At 60.9% G+C, this 23,790-nt stretch carries 21 protein-coding genes; 13 read left to right on the top strand and 8 right to left on the bottom strand.

The features are described 5' to 3' along the window. The first annotated feature begins 154 nt into the window (after positions 1 to 154). From AC1DZP_RS18270 to AC1DZP_RS18255, 4 genes are all read left to right on the top strand, one after another. Entirely contained in the window at positions 155 to 865 is a 711-nt protein-coding gene (locus AC1DZP_RS18270; protein WP_477304298.1) for a GntR family transcriptional regulator, read from the top strand. A gap of 54 nt (positions 866 to 919) precedes the next feature. After that, complete coding sequence (locus AC1DZP_RS18265; protein WP_477304296.1) at positions 920 to 2,086, top strand: mandelate racemase/muconate lactonizing enzyme family protein; 1,167 nt, start codon at positions 920 to 922, stop codon at positions 2,084 to 2,086. A 64-nt stretch (positions 2,087 to 2,150) separates the two neighbouring features. Further along, the gene (locus tag AC1DZP_RS18260) at positions 2,151 to 3,509 is read left to right on the top strand and encodes a mandelate racemase/muconate lactonizing enzyme family protein (protein WP_477304294.1); all 1,359 of its coding nucleotides are present in this window, start codon (positions 2,151 to 2,153) and stop codon (positions 3,507 to 3,509) included. A gap of 38 nt (positions 3,510 to 3,547) precedes the next feature. Then, positions 3,548 to 4,744: a mandelate racemase/muconate lactonizing enzyme family protein gene (locus AC1DZP_RS18255; RefSeq protein ID WP_477304293.1), complete on the top strand. Its 1,197-nt coding sequence runs from the start codon at positions 3,548 to 3,550 to the stop codon at positions 4,742 to 4,744. 351 nt (positions 4,745 to 5,095) lie between these two features. On the opposite strand, the gene AC1DZP_RS18250 is transcribed toward AC1DZP_RS18255, so the two are convergent. Beyond that, a complete protein-coding gene (locus AC1DZP_RS18250) occupies positions 5,096 to 6,232 on the bottom strand; it encodes a mandelate racemase/muconate lactonizing enzyme family protein (RefSeq protein ID WP_477304292.1) in 1,137 nt (378 codons plus the stop codon). 68 nt (positions 6,233 to 6,300) lie between these two features. Between AC1DZP_RS18250 and AC1DZP_RS18245 the strand changes: the two genes are divergently transcribed. After that, a complete protein-coding gene (locus AC1DZP_RS18245) occupies positions 6,301 to 7,002 on the top strand; it encodes a GntR family transcriptional regulator (protein ID WP_477227459.1) in 702 nt (233 codons plus the stop codon). 18 nt (positions 7,003 to 7,020) lie between these two features. On the opposite strand, the gene AC1DZP_RS18240 is transcribed toward AC1DZP_RS18245, so the two are convergent. Then, positions 7,021 to 7,836, bottom strand: coding sequence for a helix-turn-helix domain-containing protein (locus AC1DZP_RS18240; protein WP_477227458.1), 816 nt, complete (start codon positions 7,834 to 7,836; stop codon positions 7,021 to 7,023). A gap of 112 nt (positions 7,837 to 7,948) precedes the next feature. Here AC1DZP_RS18240 and AC1DZP_RS18235 point away from each other — a divergent pair, with 112 nt between their 5' ends. Beyond that, on the top strand, positions 7,949 to 8,839 hold the full coding sequence (locus AC1DZP_RS18235) for an NAD-dependent epimerase/dehydratase family protein (protein WP_477304290.1): 891 nt from the start codon (positions 7,949 to 7,951) through the stop codon (positions 8,837 to 8,839). A gap of 36 nt (positions 8,840 to 8,875) precedes the next feature. On the opposite strand, the gene AC1DZP_RS18230 is transcribed toward AC1DZP_RS18235, so the two are convergent. The 3 genes from AC1DZP_RS18230 to AC1DZP_RS18220 are packed head-to-tail and all read right to left on the bottom strand — an operon-like array spanning position 8,876 to position 12,432. After that, complete coding sequence (locus AC1DZP_RS18230) at positions 8,876 to 9,691, bottom strand: alpha/beta hydrolase (protein ID WP_477304288.1); 816 nt, start codon at positions 9,689 to 9,691, stop codon at positions 8,876 to 8,878. Positions 9,692 to 9,700: 9 nt separating this feature from the next. Continuing rightward, complete coding sequence (locus tag AC1DZP_RS18225; RefSeq protein WP_477227455.1) at positions 9,701 to 11,188, bottom strand: NAD-dependent succinate-semialdehyde dehydrogenase; 1,488 nt, start codon at positions 11,186 to 11,188, stop codon at positions 9,701 to 9,703. Then, positions 11,185 to 12,432: an iron-containing alcohol dehydrogenase gene (locus AC1DZP_RS18220; RefSeq protein ID WP_477304286.1), complete on the bottom strand. Its 1,248-nt coding sequence runs from the start codon at positions 12,430 to 12,432 to the stop codon at positions 11,185 to 11,187. The genes AC1DZP_RS18225 and AC1DZP_RS18220 overlap by 4 nt, the downstream gene beginning before the upstream one ends. 257 nt (positions 12,433 to 12,689) lie before the next feature. On the opposite strand from AC1DZP_RS18220, the gene AC1DZP_RS18215 reads away from it, so the two are divergent. The 5 genes from AC1DZP_RS18215 to AC1DZP_RS18195 all read left to right on the top strand — a co-directional run bounded on the left by AC1DZP_RS18215 (position 12,690) and on the right by AC1DZP_RS18195 (position 17,642). Further along, on the top strand, positions 12,690 to 13,388 hold the full coding sequence (locus tag AC1DZP_RS18215) for a GntR family transcriptional regulator (RefSeq protein WP_477304284.1): 699 nt from the start codon (positions 12,690 to 12,692) through the stop codon (positions 13,386 to 13,388). Between the two features lie 20 nt (positions 13,389 to 13,408). Further along, on the top strand, positions 13,409 to 14,974 hold the full coding sequence (locus AC1DZP_RS18210) for a sugar ABC transporter ATP-binding protein (protein WP_477304282.1): 1,566 nt from the start codon (positions 13,409 to 13,411) through the stop codon (positions 14,972 to 14,974). Then, a complete protein-coding gene (locus tag AC1DZP_RS18205) occupies positions 14,971 to 15,963 on the top strand; it encodes an ABC transporter permease (RefSeq protein ID WP_477304280.1) in 993 nt (330 codons plus the stop codon). The genes AC1DZP_RS18210 and AC1DZP_RS18205 overlap by 4 nt, the downstream gene beginning before the upstream one ends. A gap of 61 nt (positions 15,964 to 16,024) precedes the next feature. Further along, a complete protein-coding gene (locus AC1DZP_RS18200) occupies positions 16,025 to 16,975 on the top strand; it encodes a substrate-binding domain-containing protein (RefSeq protein ID WP_477227451.1) in 951 nt (316 codons plus the stop codon). Positions 16,976 to 17,048: 73 nt separating this feature from the next. Then, positions 17,049 to 17,642, top strand: a complete 594-nt coding sequence (locus AC1DZP_RS18195) for a DJ-1/PfpI family protein (protein ID WP_457154763.1) — start codon at positions 17,049 to 17,051, stop codon at positions 17,640 to 17,642. Between the two features lie 63 nt (positions 17,643 to 17,705). Here the strand turns inward: AC1DZP_RS18195 and AC1DZP_RS18190 are convergent, their stop codons facing one another. Continuing rightward, entirely contained in the window at positions 17,706 to 18,602 is an 897-nt protein-coding gene (locus tag AC1DZP_RS18190; protein WP_477304278.1) for an NAD-dependent epimerase/dehydratase family protein, read from the bottom strand. Positions 18,603 to 18,691: 89 nt separating this feature from the next. Further along, complete coding sequence (locus AC1DZP_RS18185; RefSeq protein WP_477304276.1) at positions 18,692 to 19,849, bottom strand: mandelate racemase/muconate lactonizing enzyme family protein; 1,158 nt, start codon at positions 19,847 to 19,849, stop codon at positions 18,692 to 18,694. Positions 19,850 to 20,108: 259 nt separating this feature from the next. On the opposite strand from AC1DZP_RS18185, the gene AC1DZP_RS18180 reads away from it, so the two are divergent. Next, the gene (locus AC1DZP_RS18180; protein WP_477304274.1) at positions 20,109 to 21,149 is read left to right on the top strand and encodes an aldo/keto reductase; all 1,041 of its coding nucleotides are present in this window, start codon (positions 20,109 to 20,111) and stop codon (positions 21,147 to 21,149) included. Between the two features lie 164 nt (positions 21,150 to 21,313). Here the strand turns inward: AC1DZP_RS18180 and AC1DZP_RS18175 are convergent, their stop codons facing one another. After that, positions 21,314 to 22,015 carry a FadR/GntR family transcriptional regulator gene (locus tag AC1DZP_RS18175; protein WP_477304272.1) on the bottom strand — a complete coding sequence of 234 codons (702 nt, stop codon included), beginning with the start codon at positions 22,013 to 22,015 and terminating at the stop codon, positions 21,314 to 21,316. Positions 22,016 to 22,507: 492 nt separating this feature from the next. On the opposite strand from AC1DZP_RS18175, the gene AC1DZP_RS18170 reads away from it, so the two are divergent. Further along, a complete protein-coding gene (locus AC1DZP_RS18170) occupies positions 22,508 to 23,788 on the top strand; it encodes an ABC transporter substrate-binding protein (RefSeq protein WP_477304270.1) in 1,281 nt (426 codons plus the stop codon). Positions 23,789 to 23,790 lie beyond the last annotated feature (2 nt).

Here is a 23,790-nt window from a genome sequence, read left to right as displayed (position 1 = left end):
TCGATCGCGGAACGTCTTCCTGTTCTGTGTATCCCTTCGAGCACTTTGTACGTTTTCAGATCATGGATTGTCTGTCAACGCGATAAATCGTACATTGTTTATGGAAACCGTGCGTGATATCGATTAAAGTGTGTATTGAATTGGGGAGCCGGCCTTGGCCGAAACAAGCGATTTCAAAGCAGAGCCACCCGCGGGGATTGATCCCATCGGGGCCTCCAGCGAGGGCGCCTCGCTTTATGAGCTGATCAGGGAAGACATCATCGAGGGGCGGCTTGCCGCCAACGAGCGGCTTGTGGTGACCGATCTCGCCCGGCGCCACGGCACCTCGACCAACCCCGTGCGCGAGGCTCTGCAGCTGTTGCGCGGGGAGGGATTTGTCACCTTTGTCGCCAACCGCGGGGCGCGTGTCCGGCCCATAGATCAGGATTTTGTGCGGGATATCTACGAGATCGGAGTCCTGATCGAGCCAGCCCTGACGCGATGGTTTGTGAATATGGCGACCGTCGAAGACATAGCCGAACTCGAACGTATCCAAAGTCTGATTGAAGAGAACAACTTTGCCGACACGTTCAGGCACAGTGAGCTGGATACCGCCTTTCACACCGTGATGTACCAGCGGCACTATAACCGCCATGCCGCCGAGCTTTGGTGGAAGCATCGCGAGGTACTGCGGGCCGTGAGCCGGCGATTCAATTTCACGCTCGCACGGCGCGCCGCAATCCTTCGCGAGCATCGCGAACTCATCGCACTGGTGAAGGCGGGAGAGGCAGACAAGGCCGCCGACCTCATTTCCCGCCATGTCGAGGGTTCCGGCCGGCATGTTCTCGAACAGATGCGTGCGCGCAACGCCGCTCGGGCCGGATAGACTCTCCGATCTGGAACATCGTTAGCCTGACAATCAGATAAAGGTAGTTGAGAGATGAAAATCACGAGCGTTCGGCCGTGGCTGATCAAGTCCGATGCTTCATATTGGGGAGAGTACCTGTTCGTCGAAGTGACGACCGATGAGGGGGTGAGCGGCTGGGGAGAGATCACAACCACCACCAGGCTCGCCAACCGCGCTCTCTGCACGATCCTTCGGCAGATCGGCATCGCCGTGACCGGCGAGGATCCCGCGCGGATCGAGCACCTCTGGCACAAGATTTTCCGCAGCTTCACCTATATGGGCAGCCGCGGCGCCGCCGTCGAATGCGTGAGCGCCATCGACATCGCCCTCTGGGACATCCGCGGCAAAGTCCTTGGTAAGCCGATTTACGAACTGCTGGGTGGACCGGTACGCGATGAAATCGCGCTCTACACCCATCCCAACCAGGCCAAATTTACCAGCAAGGAGGCCGTGGTCCGCGAAATTCGAGACATCGTCGAGTCCGGACACACCGGGCTCAAGTTTGATCCTTTCCCCCACCAGGGGCGCACCGCCGATGGCCTGTCCCGCGAACAGCGGGACGGCTACCTCGACGGCAGCATGACCCGCAAGGACGAGCGCGAAGCGGCCGAACTGACGGCGCTGATCCGCGAAACGGCGGGACCCGATGTCGACATCCTGATCGACGCGCATGGCCGCTTCGACGTACCCACCGCCATTCGCCTGTGCCGGAGCCTTGAGGAAGCCGGCCAGATCGACTGGTTTGAGGAGCCTTGCCCGCCAGAGAGCCTCAACGCCCTCAAGCAGGTGCGTGAAAAGGTCAGTGCCGCTATCTCGTGGGGCGAGCGCGGCCACACGAAGTGGGATTTCGTGCCGGTGCTGGAGAACAAGCTCGCTGACTATATCATGCCGGACGTTACCTGGACCGGCGGCATTACCGAACTGAAGAAGATTTCCGCCCTGTGCGAAGCCTATTACATCCCGGTCTCGCCGCACGACGCCGCGGGGCCGATCAACGTGGTTGCGGGAGCGCAGGTGATGATGACGGTGCCTAACTTCTACAAACTCGAAACGTCGGAGTGGAACCTGGGCAAATACGATCACCTCATCGACAGACCGCTCGACGTTTCGAACGGCAGTCTCAAGCTGACGTCGAAGCCTGGTCTCGGCGTTGAGATGAACCGCGACTACCTGCAGGCCAACGAAATCGAGCTGGGCTAAGCAACGCTCCATGCCGCCCCGGCGTGCTTTCGACAAACTCCGCCGACCAGAATGAGGATAAGTCATGCCAAAGACAGGTGGAGCCGACGGGGCGCTCAATCGGGTGAACACGAATTCCAAGCCGACTGACCTGCGCATCACGGACCTGCGCGTCGCCGAAATCGTCGGCGCGCCGTTCACATCGGCGCTCGTTAAGATCTACACCAACCAGGGTATTGTCGGCCTGGGCGAGGTGCGCGACGGCGCCAGCGCCACCTATGCGCTGATGCTGAAGAGCCGGTTGCTGGGCGAGAATCCCTGCGACATCGACCGACTGTTCCGCCGCATCAAGCAGTTTGGCGGTCATGGGCGGCAGGGTGGTGGTGTCTCGGCAATCGAGATCGCCCTCTGGGACCTCGCCGGCAAGGCCTATGGCGTGCCGATCTACCAGATGCTTGGAGGGCGGTTCCGCGACAAGGTGCGAGTCTATTGCGACACCGACGCGGACAAGCCCAGCGGCACCGAGACCGGAAAGCGGCTCAAGGCGCGGATGGACCTCGGGTTCACCTTCCTCAAGATGGACCTCGGGCTGGCGCAGATCTCCCACATCCCAGGCGCGGTCGTCGCGCCGGCCGGCGTGCTCGACGGTTTCCGCACGCATGCCGGCCGCGGGCGAGCAGGCACGCTGGACGAGCGCCGGGCGCGTAATGCCGCTTACGACGCGCAGAACGTGCCGCATCCCTTCACCGGCCTCCACTTCACCGAAAAGGGCATCGACCTGCTCGATCAATATATCCACGAGGTCCGCGAGGTGATCGGCTATGAGATTCCGCTCGCCATCGACCATGTTGGCCACGTCTCGCTGCAGGACGGCATCCGTCTCGCCCGGCGGATCGAGAAATACGCGCCAGCCTGGCTCGAAGACGTGATCCCCTGGCAGTACACCGACCAGTATCGGCGGTTGCAGGAGGCAACGTCCGTGCCGATCTGCACGGGTGAGGACATCTACCTCAAGGAAGGCTTCGAGCCGCTGCTCAACTCAGGCATTTCGGTCATCCATCCGGACTTGCTTACCACCGGCGGCATCCTCGAGACCAAGAAGATCGGCGACGCGGCGCTGGACCACGGCGTTGCCATGGCCATTCACATGGCGGAAAGCCCGATCGCGGCAATGGCCGCCGCGCATGTCGCGGTGGCCACGGAAAACTTCATGGCGCTCGAATATCACAGTGTGGAAGTGGACTGGTGGGACGACATCGTCACCGGCTTGCCCAAGCCGCTGGTCAAGGACGGGTTCATTACAGTGCCCGACAAGCCGGGCCTGGGCATCGACGACGTGGTCGATGAAGTCATCAGCCAACACCTGCAGGACGGTGTCAAAGGCATCTGGCAGCCGACCGACCACTGGGACGACGAATATTCCTGGGACCGGACCTGGAGCTGACCGCCTCACGTTTTGAGGCAGTGTAGGAAAGGGAAAGCATGAAGATCACCGATCTACGGTGCGCCGTCATCGGCAAACATCCCATCGTCCGCATCGTCACTGACGAAGGTCTTTATGGCCTTGGCGAGGTTGAGTACACCAAACCCTATCTCAAGCCCTGGGTGCTGCATTTTCGCGACGCGCTGATCGGCGAGGACCCCACCGACGTCGAGTGCTGCATGCTGAAGATCCGCCAGCGCGGCTCGTTCAAGCCCTATGGCGCCGCTGTTTCTGCAATCGAGCATGCCTTGTGGGACATCGCCGGCAAGGCGGCAGGCGTTCCGGTCTACAAACTGCTCGGCGGCAAGGTCCGCGACAAGGTGCGGGTCTATAACGGCTCCATCCGCAAAAAAAGGACCGGCGACAGGCCCGAGGACTATGCGGCGGATGTCAAATGGATGATGGAGCAGCCGCAGAACTTCTTCATGGTGAAGCAGGGGATCAGCTTCCACTCCAACATGAAGACGAGCGTACCCGACTTCCATTACGGTGTCCGGCAGCCACCGACCTATCACGGCGCGATGGACCAGGGGCAGATCAGCGAGCGCGGCATGGCGCATATGATCGACTGCGTCATCGCCATGAAGGAAGTGCTCGGCGACAAGGTTTCGCTCGCACTGGATTGCGGCCCCGGCTGGTTCCTGCCCGACGCCATCCGCTTCGCGCAGGCGGTGGAAAAATACAATCTCATGTGGCTCGAGGACATGCTGACGGGCGACTATGTGCCGTGGGTCAATCCGCAGGCATATCGTGAACTCACCACATCCACGTCTACTCCCATCCACACGGGAGAGCAGATCTACCTGCGCCACAACTTCAAGGAACTGATCGAGACGCAGGCAGTGCGCGTCATCGGCCCGGATCCCGCCGATATCGGAGGCATCGCCGAGCTCAAATGGGTGGCCGAGCACGCCTATATGCACTCGATCCTGATGGCGCCGCACGGCACCGCAAATGGCCTCCTCGGCCTCGGCGCGCTGATCAATGTCTGCGCCACCTTGCCCGCCAACTACATCGCCTTCGAATACCCGAGCGCCTCCGACCCTTGGTGGGAGGACATCGTCATTGGCCTGCCTAAGCAGATTGTGAAGGATTCGATGATTGATCTGCTAGAAGCCCCCGGGCTTGGTCTCGACATCGACGCCAAGGCCGCCAAGAAGTATCTGCTGGAAGAGGACGCCGGGTTCTTCGACTGAACCACCCCGATTGAGCGAGACCGCGCCTTACGTGGCCGCCATGCCTTCCGAAGCCGCTGACATACTCGTCATAGTCCTTGATCAGGACATCAACTATCGCTGCGGCACGAGGCTTACCATTTGCCTCGTCAGTACCGTCAATCAATGTGCCATCGAGCCGGGGAAAATCGTCCTGACGCCCGGTGTCCTTTTTGGCCCAATCTGGTCAGCTGTGGACTCATAGGAATCCACGCCGGTTTTTGTAACGTCCGCCGACCTTCTATCTGAGATATTAATCACATAATCTGAAACATCATAACAGTGTTTAGCACCGTCTATCGACAGGTCAGACCATTTCGGAACGGGTCATGGTTACAGCGCGGTTCGCGCGTCGACAGGCGGCCTGTCGAGTTGATCGTGCGGCAGCACGTCTGGCTGCGCCCATTGCCTGCGGGCCGCTTCGGAGAGGACAAGGCCATGGCCGGGGCGCTCGGGGGCCTGAATCCACCCATCGACGATCGCCATAGGCTCTTCGACAAGGTGGTTCAGATTCTGGAAGGAATATTCGAGCCACTCGACTTCGGGCAGGGCGCAGGCCATGTGCACACCGATTTCAAGAAACGTATTGCCAAGGGTCACCGGGATGCCGAGTTCAGCCGCCAGCCAGCCGATCCGCATCACGTCGGTCACCTGTCCATGAACATTCAGCATGTCGGTCGCCCCGGCCTGCATCAACAGGCGCTTGCCGGCGGCATCGAGATATTCGCCTGAATTGATCATGGTTTGGGGGGTTGCCGCCTTGAGCATCCGAAGACCTTCGAAGTCATGGCGCAGAATCGGATCCTCAACCCATAGGAGCACATAGCCAAGGTTATGAATTTTATGGATTTTTACCGATGCCTCCTTTGCGCCCCAAGCCTCGTTTGCATCGATCATGATCGATGCGCCCGGCCGCACCGTGTTTCTCAACAGCTCCAGCCGGGACAAGTCGCGATCGAAATCGGGGTGCCCCACCTTGATCTTGAACGCGCGGTACCCGAGGGCGTCGGCATGGGCAAAAAACGCCTGGAATTCGTCGTCGCCAAGGTGGAAATCGAGACCCGAGGCATAGGCTCTCACGCGCTTGCGGCGGCTTCCCAGCAGGCTGTGCAACGGCAGGCCGGCCTGCTTGGCGCTCAGATCCCACAAGGCAACCTGAAGGGCTTCTTCGAAAGGCAAGCCGAAGAGGCGCCGGTTGCCGCCGCGGGGCCGCTGGACCCGGTGCACGAGCGCCAAAGGCGGCTGTCCGACAAGACCGGACCAGACCTCTTCCTCAAAAACGCGGACGATCTCGGCCTGGGCGGGTAAAGGGTGAAACAAGCTCTGCACAAAGCCCAGTCCGGTTTGGCCGTCCTCGCCAACGAGCTCGAGCGCGGCTACATGAACCGCATCGATGCGCACCTGACTGTCACCTATGATACGGTCACGAGCGAATTGATAACGAGTGATGCGGTATTCTGCGATGCGCATATTAAAGTCTCTATATCTGATATGCCAGAATGTTATTTAGATATTTCAGATTCAGAGAGGTGAAGCAAGTGGCTGAGCGCGAAAGGAAGCCCGACGGAAACGACGGAGCGGCAGCGGGCCAACGCCTTGGCGATCGTGCCTACACGCGAATTCTCGAAACGCTGTTTGACAGAAAGATCCCCGCAGGGGCTTTTCTGTCGCAGGGCGATCTCGTCAAAATGCTCCAGATCCCGGTTGCGCCGCTGCGCGATGCACTCAAGCTGCTCGAGGCGGAGGGGATCGTCATCATCCACTCGCGGTCGGGCATCCAGTTCGTGAAGCCCGGATTCGAATTGACCAGATCGACCTATCAGTTTCGCAGCATTCTGGAACGGGCGGCGACAGGTGTTTACGCGCAAACGGCCGAAGAGGCGGAATTAGCGGAACTGGAACGACGACATCTGGCGACCATCGAAGAGATCGAGCGCACCGGGCTCACCGACCATGTCAGAGCCGACCTCGAGGAACTCGAGACCTTGCTGCATCACTCCATCATTGCCAGCCTGAACAATCCATTGATCGAGAGTTCTTACAAGCGGCTGCACAACTACGTTCGGCTGATCCGGCTGGACAGAAAAGTCACCGTGCCACTCGTGCTGCAATCCCTGCGCGAGCACATGCAGGTCATCCTGGCATGCAAGGCACGTGACCCGGAGGCGGCAGCAGCGGCGATGCAGGCGCATCTAGCGTCGGCCCTGCAGCGGGGCCTGGGGCTTTACTACGGTTACTAGGCTCAGGACCCTGACGCGTCAGGCAACGGAGCGCGACCGCTTGATGCCGCGAGGCGTTTCGCCGATCTCGCGCCGCATCCAATGGGAAAGGTGCGATTGGTGAGCGAAGCCCGTCAGATGCGCCACCTCGCTGATGCTCAAGTCGCTTGCCAACAGCAACAAACGCGCCCTTTCGACCCGGCGACGAAGCACATAGCGATGAACGGTCAGTCCCGTCGCAGCTTTGAACCAGGTTCTCAGGTGTGAATTGCTGACCCCAGCGACCCTGCTCAATGTTTCCAGGGACAGCGGGGTTTGGATTTGGGCTTCGATGAAATCGACTACACGCTTGAGTTGGATCTCGGACAGACGGCTCGCTCGCTCGGTCTCCTTTTCATCAAGACCCAGCAGGCGAACCGCCAGCGCAACGCCGATGCTGTCCGCGAACAGCGATCCGCTAGGTGTGCCTGAGCGGAAATCGTTCTCGAGCGCGCGAGCGAGATGCTCAATCCGTTCGTCACGGAGAAGGTGACGCGTCTCAAGCCGTCGAAGGCTCCCCGAACCCAGTTCCGCTGCGACGTTCTCCATCAAGGCTGGTGAGAGGCTGAGTTCAATGGTGTTGAACCGCGTCTCGGCTTCAAATCCTCCTTCCTCTCCCGCGGGCACGAGATCGATATCGCCGGCGCGCCGTACGAAATACCTCCCAACCTGGCTGCAATAGGAACGCGTCGCGGCGCTTGCGTGGACGAAGACGCGGTGCCGATGGGCTTGGGGCAATTGGAAGCTGCCGGCCTCAACCTGCAATGCCGCGACGGTAACGGCGTTGGCCGCAGACGAAGCAAACTGCGGATGCATGGGCGGCCTCAACGATTGGCGAAACGTGCTGAACATTTGGCGAATGCCGCGCGATTTTCAATGCGTTGCCTCGCTAACGTTGACGCTATCGCAATGTTCGAAGGGATTTGACATGAGTACCTATGTTGTTGTGGGCGCCGGTCCGGTGGGGCTCGAAACCGCTCGCCTGCTTGGAGAAGACGGACATGACGTTGTTCTCACAAGCCGACGTGTCGGCTCCATTGATCTGAAGCACGTGCGCGCGGTCCAGGCAGATGCCACGGACGCCGACGCGCTTGCGCGGCTTAGCCGGGGCGCGGACGCCATTTTCATGTGTGCCATGGCCGCCTATGACCGTTGGCCAACTGATTTTTTCCCCATCATGGATGGGGTCACGCGCGCGGCCGAGATGGTCAGCGCAAAACTGATCGTTCTGGGAAATCTCTATGGATATGGCGCAAATGCCAAGGGCCAGATTCGCCCCGATCTGCCGCTTGATCCCACCTCGCGCAAGGGCACCGTGCGAACCATAATGTGGCAGCGAGCCCTTGGCGCCGGTGTTCCCGCCATTGAGGTTCGTTCCAGCGATTACCTTGGATACGGCGCAGTCACCTACTTCTCGATGTTGGCATTGCCTTCTCTGTTGGAGGCGAAACCCGTTACCTTCCTGGGCAATCTTGATGCGGATCATGCCTGGACCTTCACGAAGGACGTGGCCAGAACACTTGTGGCTGCCTCATCCTATGCTGGAGAATGGGGGCGTGCATTTCACGTTCCGTCCCAGCATGCTTCGCCCCGGGTCGTCATGGAGAAGACCTCGGCGATGCTGGGAAAAAAACTTCCCGAAGTCAGCACCTACACGCATGCCCAGATGGACGCGTTGGGGATGCACGAACTCGTGGAAATGAGCTACCTCTTCGAAAGTCCGCTGCTGGTCGATTCCTCCGATTCCGAGGCGATCCTCGGAGTGTCGGCACAGAGTGTTGATGTCATGATCGCCGACACGCTTCGCGAACATATCTAGTTGCATGCCGGGCATGGCCGGCATGGCTGACCGGTTTCAGGCTGCCACGAGGCGGGCCAGCAGTGACGCGGCATCGGTGCCGGCCAAGCCAAGGTCGCGGACGCTGCTCATGTGGTTGGCCGCTGCAAGGGTCGTGCGCGAAACATCCAGTCCTTGTTGCTCCAGGTGGTCCGCATAGATTGCGGCCTGGCCGTGGAAGGGGGGCGTTTCGTCGGCTCCGACCGAGATCTCGACAGCCACTGATGGATCAAAGGTTTCGCTGATCGGCGAGAACAGGCGGACCTCCTCGTCTGTGATCGCAATTTCGCTGGCAAGGAATGAGGTCTGCAATGGTTTCAGGTCATAGAGGCCGCCAAGCAGCAGTGCGGCTCTAATGCCGGATGGCCGGCTATCGTCGTCAAAAAGCATTGTTGCCAGATGCGCTCCGGCTGAATGACCGCTAACGGTCAGCCGGCCGGGATCGCCCCCATAGTCCGCGATGTGGTCGGCTACCCACTGTCTGGCGCGGCGTACCTGGTCCACGATCGCCGCCATTCTAACGGCGGGCATGAGGGCGTAGTCGACAATGACCGCGATCGCACCTGCAGAGGTGACGGTCTCGGCGACATAGGAATAGTCGCGTTTGGAGAACATCCTCCAGTAGCCACCGTGGATGAACATGTGCACCGGCAGGCGCTCGCGTTTGCCTTTCGGGAAGAACAGATCAACGGTTTCAGTTGCATCAGGTCCGTAGGCTACGTCGGCGACCATGGGTATGTTCGCCCTGCTTTGTGTGCTGCGGCGAACAATCTCGGCGACGATGGCGTCGAACTCGGCCACGTGATCGCGAATGCGGAACGGATCTTTTTGCATCGTATCTGCTCAGATGGTCACGGCGATGTACTTCGCCTCCATGAACTCGGCAACGCCGTGCTTCTGCCCACCTTCGCGGCCCAGTCCGCTCTGCTTGACCCCGCCAAAGGGCGCCGCAGGATCCGACATCAGGCCGCGGTTCAGGGCGATCATGCCCGACTCGATCTTCGATGCCACACGCATCCCCCTGCCCAGGTCGCGCGTATAGATGTAGGCGGCGAGGCCGTATTCGGTGTCGTTGGCCTTTGCGATCACTTCCGCCTCGCTGTCGAAGCGCAGAAGCGGAGCCACCGGACCGAATATCTCCTCATGGGCCATGACGGCGTCAGGGGGCACGTCGCGAAGCACTGTCGGCGGGTAGAAGTAGCCCTTGCCTTCGGTGACCGTCCCTCCGCACAGAACCTTGGCGCCACGGGCAACTGCGTCCTGGACGAGCCGATCGATCTTGTCCACGGCCTTCCTGGTGATCATCGGGCCGCACTCGGTTTCCGAGTCTGTGCCAGGGCCTACTTGGAGGGCTGCCATGCGTTTGCGCAATCCATCGGCGAAGGCATCATGGATGCCGGCCTGGACGTAAAGCCGGTTGGCGGCGGTGCAGGCTTCGCCGGCATTGCGCATCTTGGCAACCATCGCACCGTCGAGCGCTGCCTCCAGGTCGGCGTCGTCGAACACAACGAACGGTGCGTTGCCGCCAAGTTCCATCGAACAGGAGATGACGTGTTTTGCGGCTTCGGCCAGGAGCACGCGGCCGATGCCTGTCGAGCCGGTGAATGACAGTTTTCTCACTCTTGGGTCGGCAAGCATGGCGGCCGTCACCGAACCGGGGCTTGAGGTCGTCAGGACGTTGACGACGCCAGGCGGCACGCCTGCTTCCTCATAGATGGCTGCAAGCGCGTAGGCCGTCAGCGGCGTCTCGCTGGCGGGCTTCAAGATCACGGTGCAGCCTGCCGCGAGCGCCGGCGCGATTTTGCGTGTCGCCATGGCGGCGGGGAAATTCCATGGCGTGATAAGCACGCAAATGCCGATGGGCTGATAGTCGACGACGATCCGGTTCGCGCCCGAGGGGGCGAGACCGAACTCGCCGCTGATGCGAACAGCCTCCTCGGCGTTCCAGCGAAAAAATTCCGCCGCGTAGGCAACTTCGCCGCGCGCATCGCGCAGTGCCTTGCCGTTTTCCAGCGAGATCAGCGCAGCCAACGTGTCCGCCCGTTCGGTCATCAGTTCGAAGCAACGCCGCAGGATTTCCGAACGCCTGCGTGGCGGGGTTTCACGCCAACCGGCCGCTGCCTTCGCAGCCGCGTCGACGGCGAGGGCAGCATCGGCGAGCGTGGCGTCGGGAACCGCCGCGATCACCGCCTCGGTCGATGGATCGATCACTTCAATCACACGGCCATCCGACGACGGCTGCCAGCGGCCACCAATGTAGAGACCGTGCGAAAACGTGGCGTAGTCGGACATACTTTCATCCTCGTCGAATATGTCTGCGGAAATGTTCATTGGACCAGCTCCTGTCGCATCGTGGCTGCAGACATATCGCCGTCGTAAGCGGCTCTGATCAGTTGTCGCATCGCGGTGAGGTCGAAGGGGCGGGGATTGTTCTTGATCAGCCGGTCGATGCCGAGCGCCTGCTCGGCCGTCCAGTCGATCCTGTCCTCGGGAAGACCAAGTTCAGCCAATGTCGGCGTGATGCCGATGGCACCGAACAGCCGGCTCACCTCGCCTATGGTGGCAAGCGCCAGCGCATCAGGTCCGCTGCTGCTCCGATCGGACAGGCCGAGGGCGGTGCCGACTTCAGCAATTTCCGGGGCCGCTGCCGGAAGATTGTATGTCATCACATAAGGCATCATGGTGGCAACGCCGAGCCCATGCGGCGTGTGGGTGATCGCGCCGACTGGATACTGCACCGCATGAGCGGCTGCCGTTCCAGCCGTGCCGAATGCGCAGCCTGCGGCCAGCGCCCCCATCATGACGTCGGCGCGTGCATTTTCGTCCGATCCGTCGCGATATGCCTTTTCCAGACTACGGCCCAGCAATCTGATGGCCAGAAGTGCGAAATGGTCGGTCAGGACGCTCTTGCCGACGAAGACATGTCGTTGCGGCAAACTTGGATCAGTGCCGCGCTTTGCCGCTGTGAAGGCTTCGATTGCATGCGTCAGCGCGTCGGCGCCGGCAATCGCCGTCAGCGAAGGCGGGCACGTGGCCGTCAGATCCGGGTCGCAGAGTGCCACCGCGGCGATGAGATGAGGGCTCGAGATGCCGACTTTCAGCGTTCGCTCCGGATCGGATATCACGGCGACGGGGGTCACCTCCGAGCCGGTGCCAGCCGTTGTCGGCACAGCGATCACGGGAAGGGTAGGGCCCGGCACCTTGAACTCGCCATAGTAGTCCTGAAGCCTGCCGCCATGGCTAAGCAAAAGCGCGGCGCATTTTGCCATGTCGAGGCAGCTGCCGCCGCCGATCCCGATGACCATGTCCGGCTTGTAGTCCATCGCCTCCGCAATGCAGGCGGCGACGCTATCGCGGGGCACATCCGGCAGCGTTCGGTCGTAGACCAGCGTCTCCACCGCGGCGGCGCGCAGGCCGGCAAGAATCTCGGCGAACTGCGTTGTCGTCGCGAAACGCTCATCGGTGCAGACGAACGCACGCCGTCCATACCTGGCGGCAACGGCAGGCAGCACATGGCGCTGGCCTTTGCCGAACAGGATCTCGCGCGGCAGGCGCACGGCTGCGAACAACGTCATGGACAGCATCCTTCGAAGAGAGGTTGAGAACTGAGTGAATTGGGGCAGAGACCGGCCCCGATCTCGAAGTCGTCGTTCAAAGCGCGAGCGCGCCTGCCGGACGCCCCGAAACCGGGGACGATGCCTGGGAGCGCGAGATCTGTTCTCGCGGCGCCTTGGGTTGGTTTCACGGATATCCCCTATAAAATCGTATAGGATATAGTATTGAATTGGCCGGAGCATCATGTTAGTGGGTGCTGCTGTCAAGAGGTAAAACCATGCAGAACCCCGACCTGACGGTTGACAATGAAGCCCGMCTGAGCGGCCGCATTCAGCGTGCCAACAGCCTGGCTGGCGACGTGTACGAGGCGATCTTCGGGCAATTGATGTCGCTGCGGATTGCTCCTGGTTCGCGCATCACCGTCGATAATCTCGTCAAGGAATTCAACGTCTCGCATACTCCTATTCGCGAAGCGCTTGGCCGGCTGGAAGGCGAGGGGCTGGTGGTCAAGACCCACCTGATCGGCTTTCGGGCCGCACCGCAGATCACCCGCCGCCGCTTTGACGAGCTCTATGAGCTGCGTCTTCTGCTCGAGCCCGCTGCGGCAGCCAAAGCCACCGCAACGCTCGACGACGAGCGTCTAGCCATACTGCAGGAGGCCGCAGGCGTCATGGCCCGGCGTGTGGGGAAGGATGAGCGCCTGCGCTATTCGAACTTCGCCCGCCAGGATGCGATCTTCCATGACAAGATTGTGGAGTTCGCTCAGAACGAGCTCATTCGCGAGACCCTGAATCACCAGCATACCCACTTCCACATCTTCCGCCTGATGTACCACTCGCGAGTGACCGAAGAGGCGCTCGACGAGCACGAGGCAATTCTCGCCGCCTTTTCCGCGGGTGACCCGGACGCCGCCGAAAAAGCGATGCGTGTGCACATTGAGAATTCCCGGGACCGGCTCCTGCCTGCGTTCGAGTAGCCGTTGCGATGTCCCTTGCCATGCGATTTGAGACAGATACCGGCACCTTGCCGGCGCGGCCTGAACGGCAAGCTGAGCCCGTGCTGCGCGCCGAGGGCCTTTCAAGGAAGTACGGCCCGGTCACGGTACTCTCGGATGTGACGCTGGATATCTTGCCAGGCGAGATCCACGCGATCATCGGGGAGAACGGCGCGGGCAAGTCGACCTTCATGCGACTGCTGTCCGGCTACATCGAGCCGACCCAAGGCATGTTGTCCATTGCCGGAAATCGGGTGCGATTCACCAAGCCTGATCAGGCTCAGGCAGCCGGCATTGCGCTCGTTCACCAGGAAATCCTGCTGGCCGAAGCACTCACCGTTACCGACAACCTTTTCCTCGGCCGAGAACTTACGAGGGGCGGCCTTGTCGACGACAAGGGCATGCGTCATGTCGCGGCGGCGAAACTGGCTGAGATCGGCTGCGCGGTGTCGCCAACCGCATTGGTGCGAGACATCTCACTGGCCGACCGCCAGCTCGTCCAGATCGCCCGTGCTTTGCTCGACGAGCATCGCCTCGTCATCTTTGACGAGCCGACAGCGGTGCTGACCGGGGAGGAAGTCGAGCGCCTGCTCGCCATCATCTTTGGCCTCAAGTCGCGCGGCATTGCCGTCCTCTATATCAGCCACCGCCTCGACGAGGTTCAGCGGCTGGCAGACAAGGTGACTGTCTTGCGTGACGGCAAGATGGTGGGCACCTACCCGGGGCATTCATTGAGCCAGTTCGACATGGCGCGGCTCATGGTGGGCCGTGAGCTCGCCGCGCTCTATCCGCAGAAGCGCGCAGTGCGGACGAACCAGCCAATGCTGAGCGTGCGGAACGCAAGGGTGCCCGGCTACGTCCAGGACGTGTCCTTCACGGTTCACAAGGGCGAGATTCTCGGCTTTGCCGGGATGATCGGGGCAGGGCGGACCGAGCTCTTCGAAGGCATCCTGGGTTTGCGGCCGGCGAATGCGGCCATCGAGCTGAACGGTTCCCCAGTGCATATTCGTTCGCAGCGGGAAGCCATGGATGCCGGCATCGGCTACCTGACGGAGGACCGCAAGGGCAAGGGTCTGCTCCTGCAGGAAGAGTTGGCGCCGAACCTCACTCTATCCGCGCTTGCCCGCTTTCATCCCGGTCTCATGGTTCGACGGCGCTCCGAGGCGCAGGCGCTGGCGCAAGCCGTTTCCAGCTACGACATCCGGGTGAAGAGCCTGAATGTCAAAGCCGGACAGCTTTCGGGCGGCAACCAGCAGAAGCTGCTTCTGGCCAAGGTCCTGCTGACCGAACCTTCAGTCGTCGTCATCGACGAGCCGACGCGCGGCATCGATATCGCCAACAAGGCCCAGATCTACGCCTTCATCCAGGAATTGGTCGACCAGGGCAAAGCCTGCGTCGTCATCTCCTCGGAGATGCAGGAGTTGGTCGGCATCTGCGATCGCATCCTGGTGATGCGCGAGGGCAGGATCAGCGGCGAGGTATCGGGTGAGGCGATGACCGAGAGCAACATCGCGCTGCTTGCGACCAGCGAGAGGGGGCACGACGTTGCCCCCGGAGGAAAACCGTGACCGCACTGACAAGTTCCACGCCAGCCCGCACCGAACGACAATACCATGTCTCATGGGCCGATGCCGGACCCTTTCTCGCGCTCGTCGCGCTGCTGGTCATCGGGTTTCTCGTCAATCCGGATTTCCTCTCGGCGACCAATCTCGGCAACGTCGTCACGCGCAGCGCCTACGTCGCGATAATTGCCGTAGGCGCGACGTTCGTGATTTCCTCCGGCGGCCTCGACCTCTCCGTCGGTTCGATGGTCGCCTTCATCGCGGGCATTACGATCATGTTCATGAACATGATGGCGCCGAGCCTCGGTCTGTGGGCAATCCCCGCGGGCATGGCGATGGCGGTCGCCGCAGGTCTGCTATGCGGACTGGCGAACGGTCTGATCGTCACCGTCGGGAGGATCGAGCCGTTCATTGCCACGCTCGGCACGATGGGCATTTTTCGGGCATTGATCACCTATATGACGAATGGCGGCACGATCCCCATCGATCGATCGCTGCGGGAGGCCTACAGGCCGGTCTATTTCGGTACCCTCGCCGGCATTCCGGTTCCGATCCTGATTTCGGCCGTTGTGGCATCGATCGGCGCCTTCGTACTCTACAAGACCAAATACGGCCGCAAATGCGCGGCTGTCGGCGCCAATGAGGACGTCGCCCGCTATTCGGGCATCTCGGTCATCAAGACGCGTACCATCGCCTTCATCATCCAGGGCGTGTGCGTCGCCGTCGCCGCCATCTGTTACGTGCCACGGCTTGGAGCCGCGACCCCGACCACCGGGGTGCTGTGGGAGCTGCAGGTGATAACCGCCGTGGTTATCGGCGGGACCGCTCTTCGCGGCGGCAAGGGCCACATTTGGGGGACGGTCGCAGGTGCGGTGATCCTCGAGCTCATCGCCAACCTGATGGTGCTGTCCGATTTCGTCTCCGAATACCTGGTCGCCGCGGTGCAGGGCGTCATCATCATCATCGCCATGCTCGTGCAGCGGTTTTCGAAATAACCCGTCCTCGGACCCGACGGGTGCCTTGTGTTGTCTGGTCCATATCTCTGGGAGGTAGTTGATGTTTAGTAGAAAATGGGTCGCGGCCGCGGCAGCTGGCGCGCTGTTGTTGGCCGGCCAGGCGCTTGCAGCCGACAAGAAGGTTGTGGCGGTCTCGATCCCAGCGGCGGATCATGGCTGGACGGCTGGAATCGTGTACCACGCACAGGCTGCCGCCAAGGAAATCAACGCGGCGTTTCCGGATGTCGAGGTCGTCGTCAAGACCTCGCCATCGGCGGCCGAGCAGGTGAGCGCGCTGGAGGATTTGTCCGCCAGCCGCAAGCTCGATGCCCTGGTCATCCTGCCATACACGTCCGAGGAACTGACCCAGCCCGTCAAGGCCATCAAGGACATGGGAACGTTCATCACCGTCGTCGATCGGGGCCTGACCGATGCCTCGATCCAGGACCTCTACCTCGCCGGCGACAATATCGCGGTGGGCACCAACACAGCGAAGTTCATGATCGACAAGCTGGGCGGCAAGGGTGACCTCGTCGTGCTGCGCGGCATTCCGACCGTCATCGACGACGAGCGTATCAAGGGCTTCGAGGATACGATCAAGGGTACCGGCCTGAAGGTGCTCGACATTCAATATGCCCATTGGAACAGCGATGAAGCCTTCAAGCTCATGCAGGACTACCTGGCCAAGTATCCGCATATCGACGCGGTCTGGGCCAACGATGACGACATGCTGCTCGGCGTGCTGGAGGCCGTGAAGCAGTCGGGCCGGACGGACATCAAGCTGGCGCTCGGCGGCAACGGCATGAAGGATATCGTCAAGAAAGTGATCGACGGCGATGCGATGACGCCAGTCGAGACGCCATACCCGCCGTCGATGATCAAGACGGCAATCTACATGACCGTCGCCAATCTGATTGGCCAGGCGCCGGTCCGCGGCACGGTCAAGCTTGACGCACCGCTGATCACCCAGGCCAACGCCAAGGAATACTACTTCCCCGATTCCCCGTTCTGATCCCGACTTCGAGCCCTGAGGGGCAAGACGCGGGGTGCGCCTTGCCCATCACAAACACCGAGAGGAAAGAGCCATGCCAGGCAAAAAAATCCTGATGCTGACAGGTGAGTTCACCGAGGAATATGAAATCTTCGTCTACCAGCAGGCGATGGAGGCCGTCGGCCACACTGTCCATGTCGTCTGCCCCGACAAAAACGCCGGCGACTTGATCAAAACGTCGCTGCACGACTTCGAAGGCGACCAGACCTACACGGAAAAACCCGGTCACAATGCACTGATCAACAAGACTTTTTCCGAGGCCGAGAAGCAGCTTGATCAGTATCATGCGGTCTACTGCGCCGGCGGGCGCGGACCGGAATACATCCGCACCGACAAGCGCGTGCAGGCGATGGTGCGCCACTTCCACGAGGCGAAGAAGCCGATATTTACGATCTGCCACGGCGTCCAGATCCTGGTTGCCGTGGACGGCGTCGTCCGCGGCAAGAAGGTCGGCGCGCTAGGGGCTTGCGAGCCGGAGGTGACGCTTGCTGGCGGCACCTACATCGATCTCTCTCCGACCGATGCCTATGTGGATGGGACGATGGTTTCGGCCAAAGGTTGGACGGCGCTTGCAGCCTTCATCCGCGAATGCCTGAAGGTGCTGGGAACGGAAATACGCCACACGTGAGCCTGGCCCGACGCATTCCTCAGGGGATGCGTCGGTTCCCTCGATGGGCCACGTCGTGGGCCGTCATGAACCCGCCGGGCGCGTTCGCCAATCATGTTCCTGTCTGAACCCCAGGACCTCGCGCAGCTTTCGATTTGAGATTGGCCCCTCGAACACGCCCATGGAGCGCGTAATCGGCGTGTCGGGCGCGTGCTTCTTGAGAAACTCTGCCGTTGGTGTGTCCGAGACGATGTTGTCGTTGACGGCGTTGAATACCTGGAACCCCAAACCGTCCTTCTCGATGCACAAATGCACGATCTGGCCCAGGTCGCGCGCGTCCATATAGGTCCAGCCGTCGCGCCGCCGCTTTGAGGGTTCGGCCAGGAACTCCGGAAACCGGGCGTAGTCCTGCGGTTCGACAACGCCGCCGATCCTCAGAGCGTAGATATCGCTCCCTGTGCGGGTAGCGAAGGAGCGCGCGATCTTCTCGCCCAGGACTTTTGAAAGGCCATAGCTGTCGGTCGGATCGGTGTCGTAGTCCTCTTCCACCGGAAACGATGTGAAGTCGCGTTCGCCTTCGGCAAAGCACACGCCATAGACCGTTTCGCTGGAAGCTGTGACGATCTTGCGAATGCCGAGTTTGGTGGCGGCCTCGATCACATTGTAGGTCGACTGCACATTGGCGGCGAACATGGCGTTGTCCGGCCGCAGGAATATCCGCGGGATCGCCGCGAAATGGACCACGGCGTCGACCGGGCCGCGGCCCTTTCCGCCGAAATATTCGTTGAACCCAAAATGCAGCGTCAGCGCATTATAGGTCTCGCCGGCATCCGCAAGGTTGGTGATGACAGTCTCCACCCCAGGGACATCGAGAGGCGTCAGGTCGAGGTTCAGAACCTGATGCCCACGTTCGAGCAGATAGGGTATGACGTGGCGGCCGATCTTGCCGCTGCCACCGGTGAAAACGATCCGCTTGCCCATGGTTTCCTCCCAACGGACCTCATTTCGTCGAGCGGCAGAAACGTGGCCAAAACGCACTTCCGCTTAGCCGCATGTTGTCCGGTCAGCGCCTATTCAAAGATGCCGAAGCCAGGCACGGCGCATTTGTGCACGCCGTCCATGTTGAGCTCGACACCGATGCCGGGCGTGTCGGGTATGACGATGTGGCCATCCTCGACGATCGACTTGGCGCCATCCGGCAGGCGCACATAACCATCCCACGCTTCCCGCTCTTCGAGGGCATGCCACTCCAGCACGAGGAAGTTCGGAACGCTCGCGCACACATGGCATGTCGCCATCGTGCCCAGCGGTGTCGACACAAGATGGGGTGCGAATGGCACGTAATACATTTCAGCGAGATTTGCGATCTTGCGGCTTTCGGCAAGGCCGCCGCATTTCGGCACATCGGGCATGATGACGTCGGCGCCGTAATTCTGGAACAATTCCCGGAAACCCCAGCGCAGGTAGAGATTTTCGCCGACGCAGATTGGCGTCTTGGTTCGCATGCGGATCTGTTTCAGCGCCTCGACGTTCTCAGCCGGAATTGGCTCTTCCAGCCACAGAAGGTTGAACCGCTCCATCTCCGACGCTATGCGGCTGGCGCTGAGTACGTCGTAGCGCGCGTGCAGGTCGATGCAGAGATCGACGTCAGGACCGATCGCGTCGCGCACCGCCGCAACGCGCTCCACCATTGAGCGGAGCTCGGCGCCGTTGATGGTGTGGTTCACCGCATCGAACTTTGCCGGATGGCGCACGTTGTCGATGTCGAATTTCACCGCCGTGAAGCCCTCGGCCACTATGCGGCGGGCGCGCGTTGCGCACCCCTGCGGCGATCCCGCTTCGTCATCGCCGTGGCCGCAATCGGCATAAAGCCTTATCCGGTCGCGGAATTTGCCGCCAAACATGCGATAGAGCGGCTGCCCCGCCGCCTTCGCCGCCACGTCCCACAGCGCCATTTCAAGCCCGGTCAGCGCGATGAGAAAGACGCCGGCCTGCGCACCGGAAAAGACATGGTCGCGACGGATCTTGTCCCAGCAATATTCGACGTTGCGGGGATCCTGACCAATGAGTTCCGACTTCAATTCTGAAATAAGTCCGACGATCGCGGCCGCGCCCGCGTCGGGATTTGCCTCGCCATAGCCGGAGATACCGGCGTCGGTATCGATACGGATCAGGGTCGCCTTGCCGTGATAGGCGACGACCGCCGTCTTAATGTCCACGATCTTCATCGAAGCTCCTCCCGGGGTGGCTCACCCCATACCTGTGCACTCACCTTGCGGGTAAGGCCTCAACTTGTCCGATGAGCATATAAGAAGAGAAGATGAAACGTAAACCCCCTTTTCCGACCGTTTTGCCGAATGTGTTTTTGGCAGTTACGCCGGCGCAGGACGGTTTAACGGCCCGGATGGTGGAATTTCTATCTCCGATCAAAAATAAGGGGCAGGTCACGATTTACTTGTCAGACGAGCATATAAGTCTATAAATGTCGTGGCAAACTGGGCGGCGTGCCAAGCCGGGCATGCCGCCGATCAGGAGGAGCAAATGCAACAGCGACAGTTAGGATCGTCGTCGGTCAAGGTATCCGAGATTGGCCTGGGTACCTGGGGTATGTCGGGCGCGTTCTGGGGCGCGGCCAATGACAAGGAATCGATACGGGTGATTCAACGCGCCATGGAACTCGGCATTACCTTGATCGACACGGCCGAAGCCTATGGGCATGGCCATGCCGAGCAGGTTGTCGGCAAGGCGCTCGCCGGCAACCGGGAAAAGGCGGTGATCGCGACCAAGGTTGCCCCGAACCATCTCGAACCCGCGGCGCTCGAGGCGGCGCTCGACGGCTCGCTGAGACGGATGCAGACGGACTATGTGGACATCTATTTCGTCCACTGGCCGAACGCAGACTTCCCGATTGGCCCGACCATGGAAATGATGGAACAGCTGCGGTCATCCGGGCGGATCAAGGCGGTCGGCGTTTCCAATTTCAGCACAGCTGATATGAACAGCGCACGCCAGTATGGCGTCATCGACGTGCTCCAGCCTCCCTACAACATGCTGTGGCGCGAGGTTGAGGCGGAAACTCTGCCCTATTGCCGCAAGCACAATATCGGCGTCATGCCCTACAGTGGTCTTGCCCAGGGGCTGCTTACCGGCCTGCTCTCACCGGATACCAAGTTCGTCGAGGGAGACGAGCGGCGCACCACCGTGCTGTTCCAGCCGGGCACCTACGAGCGAGCCGTCGCCGCTGTCGACGCCCTCAAGCCGATTGCGGCCAACTACGGCAAGACGGTGCCACAGCTTGCGATCCAGTGGCTTACCAGCAGGCCAGGCGTGAGTTCGCCGCTGGTCGGCGCGCGTACTGTCAGGGAACTTGAGGAAAACATCGAGAGCGTAGGCTGGACGATTTCCGACGCGGACATCGCCGCCGTCGACAAGCATACCACGCCTATCTGGGCGGAAATCAAGGACAAGGGCGATATGTTTGGTTTTCGCGCCCGGCAGCGCCAGGAGCGGGAAGCGAAAAGGGCTTAAAGCGCCGCGTTGAAAGGATTCAGGCGATGCGCTTTTGCATGTCGTTGCCCCAAGACCGGGGCCAGTTCTGGGCGACATGCATTGAATCCGGCCGTGTCCTCCCAACACGCCACGGCGCGGCCAGTGCGTTTGCTGGCCGCGCCGCACGAGGGATGGTCAAACGGCTAATCCTTATACGGTAACCCGACGGCGGTGGTTGCCTTCAGGTGCCGGCGCATTGCTTCTTCCGCACGTTTTGCGTCGCGCGCAACGAGTGCCTCATAGATTGCCCTGTGATCTTCCGTCGCGAAGGACAGGGCATGAGGCATCAGATTGCTGACGCGCCGGCTCGCCGCCTGCCACCATCGCGACGAGTACATGAAGCGGTCGAGGATCCTGTTTTGGGTAGACCGGCAAATCTCCATGTGGAAGTCGAGGTCTAGCTTCAGATAGGCATCCGGATTGTCCTCGGTCGCGGACATGGCTGCCAGCAGTATGCCAAGACGCTCAAGGTTTTCCTTCGTCATATGCTTGGCAGCGATGGCGGCGATGGCAGGTTCGATGATAATTCGCGTCGCGTGTGCTTCCGCCAGCAGTTGCCGGATCTGCTCGGGCKGCAGCCAGTCGATGAGCAATGGACTGAGATAGTCCCATTCCTCGGCCGGACGCAGCACCACGCGCCGTCCCTGTGCGATCTCGATCATGTCGAGGGAAGCCAGAATCTTCAACGCTTCGCGCGCCACGGCGCGCGATACCCCGAATTCTTGCAGGATCTGTTGCTCCGACGGTCCTTGGCCCCCGGAAACACCGTCGGTGGCGATGCGACGCGCGAGCACGCCTGCCACCTGCTTGGGCAAAGTTTGAAGCTTGACCTCCATGGCATCCATCATTAACATCCACTTGTCTGATAAGCTTATAGGCAGATGGCTAGATATGCAGTCAACTATCTCATAAAAATGCTCACTAGCCTATAACTCGTGCCGCGGGAAGGGAGGATTGGACGTTGGAGATTTCCAACCCCGGCGTTCGCCACCCGAGATGAGGATCGATATACTGTCGCTGAACGCGGCGGTCATCGTTGCTCAATCGTCCAGCGGGCTCGCAAGGGTCGCCTGGTTTCCGTGAGGAGAAATGTATGCGCGTAGCAAAGCGCGCCGGAACAAACGGAACACCGGAAGACCGACAAGAGAATGACAGAATCTCCGCCAGAAGCCGGCGAGGGCCATAAGCCCACTGCAGGGCAAAGGTGGTGTCTGCACGGGAGTGATCCAGACAGTTCCCTGGCGGGAGGAGCAAGCCGCCGCGGACTTTGACGGGAATGCTGAACGTCGTCGCTCGACCCAAAGGGCCGACCAATCATGATCAAGGAGGAAATTGTGATGTCCGGAAACTTATCGAGACGCAAATTCCTGGTGGCTGGCGCCACGGTGGCGGCAGGATCGCTCGCCGCGCCATGGATCGCCAGGGCGCAGGCCAACGAGATTACGGCGCTGCTGATCACGGGCGGCCCGCTCTATCCCAAATATTGGGAGAAGATTGTCCAGGATTTCACGGCGAAGACCGGCGTCAAGGTCCGCTATGATCTGCTGGAATTCACGCCGCTGACATCGAAGGTCGTCACGTTGAGCGCCGCGCGATCGAGCCAATATGACGTCTACAGCACCCACACGGCGCAGATTGACTCCTACTTCAGCCATTTTGCGCCGCTGAACAGCTATTTCAGCGAGTCCGAATTGGCGGATTTCTATCCGGTCGCGGTCAAATATCTGCGCGATCCCAAAAACGGCAATCTGGCGGCTATTCCGCGCAACATGGATGCGCGCGTTCAATATTACCGCAGCGACATCTACCAGGAGAAAGGCCTGAAGCCGGCCGAGACCTGGGAAGAACTCGTCGACGTCGGCCTGAAACTCACCGGCAATGGCCATTACGGGTTGGTTGTCCCGGGGCAGGGCGATCCGGCCCAGCGTACCTTCAGCGATCTCCTGTGGCAGGCCGGCGGGGATTGGGTCGATCAGGCCAACAAACCTGCCTTCAATTCCGAAGCCGGGATCAAGGCCCTCACATTCTACCGTGACCTCGTCCAGAAACACAAAATCGTCCCCCCGGATGCCGTCGGCTATCAGTGGAACGAAAATTCGACTGAATTCTCGTCTGGAACGGTCTACGCCAATTTTGACTGGCCGGGCGCTTTCGCCACTCTCTCCAATCCGGACACCTCCCGCGTTGTCGGCAAGTGGTCGAGCGCGCCCTATGTGCGGGACAAAGCGGCAATTTCCTGCGCCATCTCGCACGCCATGGCCCTCAACGGCCAGTCGGGGCGCAAGGATCCCGCGGTCGAGTTCATCAAGTATACGGTCGGCCCTGAGGCGCAGCGCCTGCAGTTCGACGGGTTCACCAACTTCCCCAGCAGTCAGGCGATCGCCAAGGAGGTGATCGCGGCGGCGAAAGGCCCGCAGGCCGCATGGCTGCAGCAGTTAGAGACGACGATCGCGAACGGCAAGGAATGGCCCAAGCTGCCTGGCTTCTCAAAAGTCTGCACCTTGATGTTCTCGGCCATCGAACAGGCGCTCAGCGACCAGGTTTCGCCAAGCGATTCGCTCAATCAGGCGGCCGTGGAAGCGGAAGACGCCATGCGTCGGGCCGGAGCCTACGACTGAGG

This window comes from Mesorhizobium sp. P2_F8 (assembly GCF_056403655.1).
Note: the sequence above shows the minus strand (reverse complement) of the source record. Positions and strands in the feature narration are given on the sequence as shown.

Excerpts from the sequence above, each read along its gene's own strand:
- AC1DZP_RS18265 (WP_477304296.1), top strand. The coding sequence starts at position 920 with ATGAAAATCACGAGCGTTCGGCCGTGGCTGATCAAGTCCGATGCTTCA.
- AC1DZP_RS18260 (WP_477304294.1), top strand. The coding sequence starts at position 2,151 with ATGCCAAAGACAGGTGGAGCCGACGGGGCGCTCAATCGGGTGAACACG.
- AC1DZP_RS18255 (WP_477304293.1), top strand. The coding sequence starts at position 3,548 with ATGAAGATCACCGATCTACGGTGCGCCGTCATCGGCAAACATCCCATC.
- AC1DZP_RS18250 (WP_477304292.1), bottom strand. The coding sequence starts at position 6,232 with ATGCGCATCGCAGAATACCGCATCACTCGTTATCAATTCGCTCGTGAC.
- AC1DZP_RS18240 (WP_477227458.1), bottom strand. The coding sequence starts at position 7,836 with ATGCATCCGCAGTTTGCTTCGTCTGCGGCCAACGCCGTTACCGTCGCG.
- AC1DZP_RS18235 (WP_477304290.1), top strand. The coding sequence starts at position 7,949 with ATGAGTACCTATGTTGTTGTGGGCGCCGGTCCGGTGGGGCTCGAAACC.
- AC1DZP_RS18230 (WP_477304288.1), bottom strand. The coding sequence starts at position 9,691 with ATGCAAAAAGATCCGTTCCGCATTCGCGATCACGTGGCCGAGTTCGAC.
- AC1DZP_RS18225 (WP_477227455.1), bottom strand. The coding sequence starts at position 11,188 with ATGAACATTTCCGCAGACATATTCGACGAGGATGAAAGTATGTCCGAC.
- AC1DZP_RS18220 (WP_477304286.1), bottom strand. The coding sequence starts at position 12,432 with ATGACGTTGTTCGCAGCCGTGCGCCTGCCGCGCGAGATCCTGTTCGGC.
- AC1DZP_RS18210 (WP_477304282.1), top strand. The coding sequence starts at position 13,409 with ATGCGATTTGAGACAGATACCGGCACCTTGCCGGCGCGGCCTGAACGG.
- AC1DZP_RS18200 (WP_477227451.1), top strand. The coding sequence starts at position 16,025 with ATGTTTAGTAGAAAATGGGTCGCGGCCGCGGCAGCTGGCGCGCTGTTG.
- AC1DZP_RS18195 (WP_457154763.1), top strand. The coding sequence starts at position 17,049 with ATGCCAGGCAAAAAAATCCTGATGCTGACAGGTGAGTTCACCGAGGAA.
- AC1DZP_RS18190 (WP_477304278.1), bottom strand. The coding sequence starts at position 18,602 with ATGGGCAAGCGGATCGTTTTCACCGGTGGCAGCGGCAAGATCGGCCGC.
- AC1DZP_RS18185 (WP_477304276.1), bottom strand. The coding sequence starts at position 19,849 with ATGAAGATCGTGGACATTAAGACGGCGGTCGTCGCCTATCACGGCAAG.
- AC1DZP_RS18170 (WP_477304270.1), top strand. The coding sequence starts at position 22,508 with ATGTCCGGAAACTTATCGAGACGCAAATTCCTGGTGGCTGGCGCCACG.